Annotated in this window: 11 protein-coding genes; all 11 read left to right on the forward strand. The window is 65.1% G+C overall.

Translation table 11 applies throughout. From position 1 onward, the window contains the following. The first annotated feature begins 113 nt into the window (after nt 1–113). The 11 genes from H0X00_RS20315 to H0X00_RS20365 all read left to right on the forward strand — a co-directional run bounded on the left by H0X00_RS20315 (nt 114) and on the right by H0X00_RS20365 (nt 6,515). Nucleotides 114–776 (forward strand): hypothetical protein, encoded by a 663-nt coding sequence (locus H0X00_RS20315; RefSeq protein WP_293774319.1) that lies wholly within the window; start codon nt 114–116, stop codon nt 774–776. After that, a complete protein-coding gene (locus H0X00_RS20320; protein WP_293774321.1) occupies nt 773–1,519 on the forward strand; it encodes a hypothetical protein in 747 nt (248 codons plus the stop codon). The genes H0X00_RS20315 and H0X00_RS20320 overlap by 4 nt, the downstream gene beginning before the upstream one ends. Further along, nucleotides 1,516–2,775, forward strand: coding sequence for a hypothetical protein (locus H0X00_RS20325; protein WP_293774323.1), 1,260 nt, complete (start codon nt 1,516–1,518; stop codon nt 2,773–2,775). The genes H0X00_RS20320 and H0X00_RS20325 overlap by 4 nt, the downstream gene beginning before the upstream one ends. 232 nt (nt 2,776–3,007) lie before the next feature. After that, complete coding sequence (locus H0X00_RS20330) at nt 3,008–3,139, forward strand: hypothetical protein (protein ID WP_293774325.1); 132 nt, start codon at nt 3,008–3,010, stop codon at nt 3,137–3,139. Continuing rightward, on the forward strand, nt 3,136–3,891 hold the full coding sequence (locus H0X00_RS20335) for a hypothetical protein (protein ID WP_293774326.1): 756 nt from the start codon (nt 3,136–3,138) through the stop codon (nt 3,889–3,891). The genes H0X00_RS20330 and H0X00_RS20335 overlap by 4 nt, the downstream gene beginning before the upstream one ends. Beyond that, a complete protein-coding gene (locus H0X00_RS20340) occupies nt 3,888–4,310 on the forward strand; it encodes a hypothetical protein (protein WP_293774327.1) in 423 nt (140 codons plus the stop codon). The genes H0X00_RS20335 and H0X00_RS20340 overlap by 4 nt, the downstream gene beginning before the upstream one ends. A 116-nt stretch (nt 4,311–4,426) precedes the next feature. Beyond that, nucleotides 4,427–4,666 (forward strand): hypothetical protein, encoded by a 240-nt coding sequence (locus H0X00_RS20345; protein WP_293774328.1) that lies wholly within the window; start codon nt 4,427–4,429, stop codon nt 4,664–4,666. Nucleotides 4,667–4,676: 10 nt separating this feature from the next. Continuing rightward, entirely contained in the window at nt 4,677–4,925 is a 249-nt protein-coding gene (locus H0X00_RS20350; RefSeq protein ID WP_293774330.1) for a holin, read from the forward strand. Further along, complete coding sequence (locus H0X00_RS20355; protein ID WP_293774332.1) at nt 4,922–5,953, forward strand: hypothetical protein; 1,032 nt, start codon at nt 4,922–4,924, stop codon at nt 5,951–5,953. Before H0X00_RS20350 ends, H0X00_RS20355 begins: the two co-directional genes overlap by 4 nt. Before the next feature lie 14 nt (nt 5,954–5,967). Next, nucleotides 5,968–6,171 carry a hypothetical protein gene (locus tag H0X00_RS20360; protein WP_293774333.1) on the forward strand — a complete coding sequence of 68 codons (204 nt, stop codon included), beginning with the start codon at nt 5,968–5,970 and terminating at the stop codon, nt 6,169–6,171. A gap of 44 nt (nt 6,172–6,215) precedes the next feature. Next, nucleotides 6,216–6,515: a helix-turn-helix transcriptional regulator gene (locus H0X00_RS20365; RefSeq protein WP_293774335.1), complete on the forward strand. Its 300-nt coding sequence runs from the start codon at nt 6,216–6,218 to the stop codon at nt 6,513–6,515. The last annotated feature ends 19 nt before the right edge of the window (nt 6,516–6,534 follow it).

The raw sequence follows: 6,534 nt of genomic DNA on the forward strand, positions 1-6,534 counted from the left end.
CGGCACGGCCGCGTGGCCGGTCGCGTTCCACATGTTTGGGCCGCCAGAGCTCGTGCCTGTGATCTACCGGCACGGGATCCGCTACCTGACGTAGAGGCCGATAGGCGAGCGCGATGGCGCTCACCCGGACGCTGAAACTAACCCTGCCGAAGCTGATGGTCGGCAAGGACGTCGAGGCGCACAAACGCGGGGTCGCTCGAGCGCTTGGGAGCGGCAGGCTGACGACGCTGATGTCGAAAGCGCCAATCGTCAGACGCACCTTTGGAGTCTTCTTCGTCACGGATGTGAAGCGTCTGCAGGAGCTGGCCGGGATCTCCCAATCAGGGGTGATCGGCCCGGTGACCCACGACCTGATCTACGACCACATGGACGACCTTGCGGTGCGGTTGTTGAAGGAGTACGCGGCGAGCGTGAGGCCGCGGCTGGTTGAGCCGAACCAGGGGTTCAACAGTCTGCATTCGTCGCTGTGGGAGGCGTACACGATCGGCCGCCGGATGGGCCTGAGCGATTTGGGCACCTACAACCCGGCGTCACGGTTGCCGAGCGGCGCGCCGTCAGATCATGCGGTGAACCCGGCAATGGCGTTCGACCTCGGATTCTCTCCTGGCACGGGATGGAACAACATCACCGCCAGGGCGTTCGCCGAGAAGATGGCCGGCCGCGCGGAAACCGAGTACGTCATTCTCGGTGATCGCATCTGGTCGCGCGACCGCGGGTGGCGCCGCTACTCGTACGGCGGCCACGAGGGGCATGTTCATTGCTCAGGAATTCGATGATCGTCGCCGACGGCACCTACGAGCTCCAGGGCACAGAGGCGCAGCAGCAGACCCTCGCTGGCTGCTTCGAACCGGGATCCCCGTACTTCATCCGCTTCCCGTGGGCCAAGCTGTCGCCGGCGTCGCGGCCGATCCCGATCGGCTGGCAAGACCTGAACGGAGCACTCGCGCACCACAGCAGCGACGCGCACCCCCTGACCCGCAGCCTCGAGGGGCGAGAGTTCGTCGCCGGCGTGTTCTGGACGGACGGCCGAATCTACATCGACCTCCGCTGTGAAACCCAGCCGGAGCTGGCGCGCGAGGTGATGTCCGCGGAGCTCGCGCATTCGGTCGACTACTTCCTGCCGCTGACCGACACGCAGAAGAAAGACCTGATGTTCGTGTGGCACGGCGGCAACTTCGACGATCATTCGTGGTGGGAGAAGGCCGACTACAGCGGCGAGTATTACGACCTCGGCGGGGAGGCGTTCATGGCGGCGTTCACGCTCGCCTACTCGAGGCTGACACCGGATCAGTCGGCGTTCACGCACAAGTTGCGTGAGGAGGATGTGCCGCGGGTGCGCGAGATCGTCGGGGTCGACGAGCCGCCGATGGTGGTGAGGATCAGCAACCGGCCGCGCTACCACCGGTTTAGCTGTGCGTATGTGCGGATGGCGCGGGCGGTGTCGCACCGGAGGACCGAGATGGAACTGGGCGCGGCGCTCGAGCTCGGACTTGTTCCGTGCCGTAGGTGCAAGCCGTGAGCTGGCCCGCCGCACCCGACTCGTGGCTCGTCGACTACATCACCTGGCGCATCAACAGCGGCACAACAGAAACAAGGCCCGCGACGCTACCGGCCGTCGTGCCCCCCTACGCCAACGAGGTTCTCTACTGGTGCATCTGGCGACGCAAAGGCCGCCCCGACCCGCGGCCCACGAGCTTCCCGGTCGCAGAGATGATCCCGAAGGTCTGGCCGTACGAGGTGCTCGACAAGGTCAACGCTCGAGCGCCGATCCAGATCCCCACGACGCCACAGCATGACTGGCTGCTCGCGTGGGTGATCTGGCGATTCAAAGGCTCCCCCAACCCTAGGCCGTCGACGGTGCCGAGCGACGTGTCGGTCGTCGCTCCCTACTGCTGGAGCGTGCTCGGCTGGGTTGCGTGGCAGCGGGAGCGGTTCTCGAACCCGGAGGCGTCTAGGCCGCCGAATCTGCCGGCGTCGATCCCGTCGTGGTGTTGGGACATTTTGAAGAAAACGAATCAGGCGGTGCCTCTCGGTCCGCCTCCTCCGCCCCCGCCGCCACCGGGCCCGGCGAAGCCGGCGAGCACGTGGGCGTTGCCGATGCCGGTGATGTTCACCGCGTGGGGATGGTTCTCCGATTCGCAGTACCGCGATAACGACGAGGCGCTGCAGCGGATGCGCGCTGCTGGCGTGAAAACTGTGGCGTTGCAGGTCGGCCAGTTCGCGCCGACGGTGCCTGACAGGTGCCGCGCGTTCGGGTTCAAGGTCGCGCTGTGGGGGTCGCCACAAACTGGTGACGGGGAAGCGGTGACGGTCGCCAGAGCGGACGGCTACATCCCGCAGATCGAGACGCCGGACGAGTACCAGCGGGCGCTCCAGAACCTTCAGGCCGGCGCGGGCGCGGGCGTCTCGAGGTCGCTGATCACGACGCTCTACGGGCTGAACACGTTCATGCGTCGGGAGCCAACGACCCAGTATCCGGAGGGGCAGCTCACGACGGTGGAGTACGAGGCGCTGCGACCCTATTGCACGCACGCGTTCATCGAGACATACGTCCAGGATGGGGGCGCGCATTTCCCGATCTCGAAGATGATGTGGGCGGCAGGTCAGCGCGGCATCGACTACGCGAACCCCACCCCTGGGCTCTGGAACAACACGGCGCTCTCGGTCTACGGCGGCGCGGGCGAGCTCGACGCGTGGGGACGGCAGATCGCTGTGTATGTGTCGGAGGGGATGACGCCGGGCAACTGGCCGGAGCTCGGGGCGCTGGGAGCATGACCGTGCTGACGGGGGCAGCGCTCGTGCCGTAACCGTGGATGGTCGTAGATCCTCAGCGAGGAGGCTGGACATGGTGGGAGCGGATCAGAGCCGTAGCCTCGTCGATCGCGGGGTTTGTTTTGCTCGGAGTCGAGACGTTCAGAGGCACCTACAACCCGATCGCGATGACGTTCGCCGCCGTCTGTTTGGGGATCGTCGGCTCCGGGGTGCTGTCCAGGTTCCTGATCGGGAAATGGGAGAACGGGAAGTGACGGATCGCCAGCAGCGGATCCACTGGTTCTTCTCGCATTTGGCCGACGTGCTCGTGCTCGCGCTGCTCGCCGGGCTCATCGTCTATTCGATCTATGCGTGGGGGCCACTGTGACTGAGATCAAACGAGCCGCGGAAGATGCTGCCGACAAGCTGGAGCAGGTCGCCGAAGAAGCCGCTACCGAGTTGGAGCAGGTCGCGGTGGAAGCTGAGGCTATCCGCGCTGCGGCGGAAGAGAAACGCCAGAAACAGGAGAGGGATCGCAGGATCGCCGAAGGCGGCACCCAGATTGTGCTCACCGAGGATGAGCAGGAGGAAACAGGTCGGGTCGAAGCAGAGGGTGGACGCGTCGAAGCAGAGACACGACGTGAATCCGTCTCGCATGGCCGACGCGAAGCAGAGAACCAGCGGGTCGAAGCAGAGACACGGCGGGTGCAGCGTGACAAGAGGCTGCTGCCCCGCATCTCGGTACTGATCGCGCTCCCGCTCGCGTTCGTCTCGCTGATCCCGTCACTCCTCCTGGGGTACTACCTTTACGACCGCCAACAAAGCACCCGCGATGTCGCCGAGGACAACCGTAAGGCGATCGAGCGCGCCGACGATGCGATCGAACAGATCAGGGCGCTAACGGTCGCCGTCAGCGCCGCCCTGCAAGGACGTGACGAAGGTTTGGCGGACGCGGTCTCCCAGCAGTGCAGGGAGAACGAGGTGCAGGACGCGATCATCGTCAGCGTTCTCCGGACGACCGGGACGAATCCGGAAGTGGAACTGCCGCCGGAAGTACGTCAGGACTTTCGGGACGCGATCGTGGCGCTCGAACCCAAGGGCGAGGAACCGTGTCCACTCCGACCGGGGATCGAACCATGATCGTGCGCGCAGCCGTCATCCTCGCCGTTGCTGCGCTTGTGCTCCCGTCGTCGGCCGCCGCGGTCGTCGGGCGGATCGAGGTCACAGCCCTGGCGCTGGTCAGAACAACAAACCAGACCGGTCGCCCGGGACGGGCCGATGACACGGTCGATCAGAAGTGGCGACTAAACGATCGGCAAGGCCGCGCGATCGGCACGCTGATCATCGGCTGCCGGTGGGTCACAGAGGGTGCACGACTGTGCGCGTTCGAGGCCCGGTTTCCGCTGGGGAAGATCACGCTTGCGGGCGCGAGCAAGTCTTCGTTCAGGGGGATCGTGTCGGTCACGGGCGGCACTGGTAGATACCGGGGCGCACGCGGCCAGGCGACGTTCGTCGTAACAGACTTCGACCGAATGATTCTCTCGATCGCCCTCACCTGAAAGGAGCAAAACCGAATGAACCTGAGCGTCGCTGACATCTGCCTGCTCATCATCGCCGTCTGCACCGTGATCATCGTGGTCGCAGGCACCAACGCCATCTAACAGGAAGGAACAGCATGGTTGAGATCAACACCGATAGGCGAGGCGTCGAGATCAAATGGGACACGTCGCTCGTCAAGGGAGACAACGTCACCATCTCGAGCGTCAACCAGGAAGACCCCGACAACCCGTCGACCCGCGAGACGAAGAACGACGGGTACGCGACCGTCACCTTCCCCGCCGACTACCAGGGCTCAGCCGACGTCACCGTCACCGGCTCCGACAGCGGCGCCGACAGCGGCACCATCAGCGTCTAGAGAGGACATCATGACCAAAGGTTTCATCATCGACGCAGCCGAACGGATTGCCTGGACAGCAATCCAAACGTTCGTTGGGGCGCTGCTCGCCAGCCCCGTGTTCGACTCGCTCGGGATCGGCTGGCAGGACGCACTCAAAGTCGCAGGATTCGCGGCGCTCGCATCCGCGCTCAAGGGTCTGCTCGCGCTCAACATCGGCAGTGACAACACCGCCCAGCTCGGGGCCGACACCTACACCAACGTCGAGCCGGTCGCATGACCGACACGGAGCTCCGCGACCTCGCGCTCGCGGCGCTCAAGAAAACGTCGATTAGCTACCCGTCGTGGCTGTCCCGTCTGCAACAAGGCAAGTACGCGGACGTCTCCCAGACCGAGTGGTGGAAGGCGATGGACGCATTGGGCAAGATCGGCGGGCAAGTAACTCCGACACCTCCGCCGCCTTCGCCGACCGGCACAGTAGACGTGTACCGCCACACGATCTATCCCGGCCCCTATGTGCTTCCGTACCCCGGCGGCGAGAAACACGCCTGGCACTGGCTCGTCTGGAAACAACCCACCGTCGAGACGTTCCTGTCCGGCTCCACTAACCAGGCGGACATGGGGACGATCCGCTGGGAGCCGGGCGGGTTGCATCAGGGGCGCGAAACGTGGGTGATCGCGTCGCTCAAGTGCGTGCAGGGGTCGCCGGGACGGTGGCTCGACTGGCATCAGCACGGCTCCGACGCACCGAAGGGTTTCAACTACTGCAACGAGCGCGGCACGTCGTGCGGGACCGCGCCGCTTGCGCTCGACTGGTATCGCGGCTCCACGTACGTCGACGGCACGAGCGGTTTGTTGGCGACAGTTCAGCCGTGCGAGCTCGAGCGGTGGCCCTATCACTTCCAGGCGTTGGCGGAAGCTGAGACGACGGCGGCTGTAGGGTCGTGGCTGGATTTCGTGATTCGGGTTCGCTGGGGGCGCTCCGACGAGGGCGGCCGCGGTTTGTTGCAGGTGTGGACGAACGGCGTGCTGAAGGTGAACGAGCCGTCGATCCAGACCTACTGGCCGGGTGAGGGGATGACGACGCTTTGGCAGGGCGGCTACTGGAGCAACGGGGTCACCAGCGACGTTGTCTTCGAGACGGTTCCTTATCGGGTGGGTCGCACATATGCGGAGGCTTTGGCGCAACGTCCGGTGCTGGCCGGTACCGGTTGGGGGTCGCGGGGTCAGGATGGCCGCAACGCGAACGCGGTCAAGGTCGGCACCAGAGCGCTCTCCGAGTTCCGGATGCCAGCCGGTCTGGTCTAGGACGGATCGGTGCGGTGGCGAAAACTGAGCTCGAGCCGGCCGTCAAGCCGAACGAGGCTGAGAGGGTTCGCCGCCGCCGCTACTGGGAAGCGCTCGACGCCGGCCTGACGTCGCCGGAAGCACGGCTGTTCGCGGAGTCGCCGATCGACATCGGGCAGCTCAGGCGGCTGGTGAAGGACGGGTGCCCGCTCGAGACGATACGAAGGATCGTGCTGTAGCCAGCTCTTGACACGTCGCGTGAGACGTGGTATGACTACGCGACATGAGCGAGACAACGATCGGTATCGACGAGGTGCGGCGGAAGATCAAGGACGCGCCGCTGCCTCTGATCGCCGCCCGGATGCGACGCGCGCGGCGACATGCAGACATCTCCCATGACGCGATCGGGCAACGGATGGGCGGCGTTACTCGCCAGCATCTGATCAAACTTGAGCAGGGCAAGCACAGACCCGGCCCCGAAATGTTGATCCGGTACGCTGAGGCGACCGGCAAGCCCGTCGATTACTTCCTGGTCGAGGAGTCCGGGGAGCCCAATCCCTTTCCGGAAGACGAAGCGGCCTGAGCGACCAGTGGAAGCTTTG

It is taken from the genome of Sporichthya sp., from assembly GCF_013815995.1.
Classification (GTDB): domain Bacteria; phylum Actinomycetota; class Actinomycetes; order Sporichthyales; family Sporichthyaceae; genus Sporichthya.

Coding starts and splice junctions, on each gene's coding strand:
- H0X00_RS20315 (WP_293774319.1), top strand. CDS start 114: ATGGCGCTCACCCGGACGCTGAAACTAACCCTGCCGAAGCTGATGGTC.
- H0X00_RS20320 (WP_293774321.1), top strand. CDS start 773: ATGATCGTCGCCGACGGCACCTACGAGCTCCAGGGCACAGAGGCGCAG.
- H0X00_RS20330 (WP_293774325.1), top strand. CDS start 3,008: ATGGGAGAACGGGAAGTGACGGATCGCCAGCAGCGGATCCACTGGTTC.
- H0X00_RS20340 (WP_293774327.1), top strand. CDS start 3,888: ATGATCGTGCGCGCAGCCGTCATCCTCGCCGTTGCTGCGCTTGTGCTC.
- H0X00_RS20345 (WP_293774328.1), top strand. CDS start 4,427: ATGGTTGAGATCAACACCGATAGGCGAGGCGTCGAGATCAAATGGGAC.
- H0X00_RS20350 (WP_293774330.1), top strand. CDS start 4,677: ATGACCAAAGGTTTCATCATCGACGCAGCCGAACGGATTGCCTGGACA.
- H0X00_RS20355 (WP_293774332.1), top strand. CDS start 4,922: ATGACCGACACGGAGCTCCGCGACCTCGCGCTCGCGGCGCTCAAGAAA.
- H0X00_RS20365 (WP_293774335.1), top strand. CDS start 6,216: ATGAGCGAGACAACGATCGGTATCGACGAGGTGCGGCGGAAGATCAAG.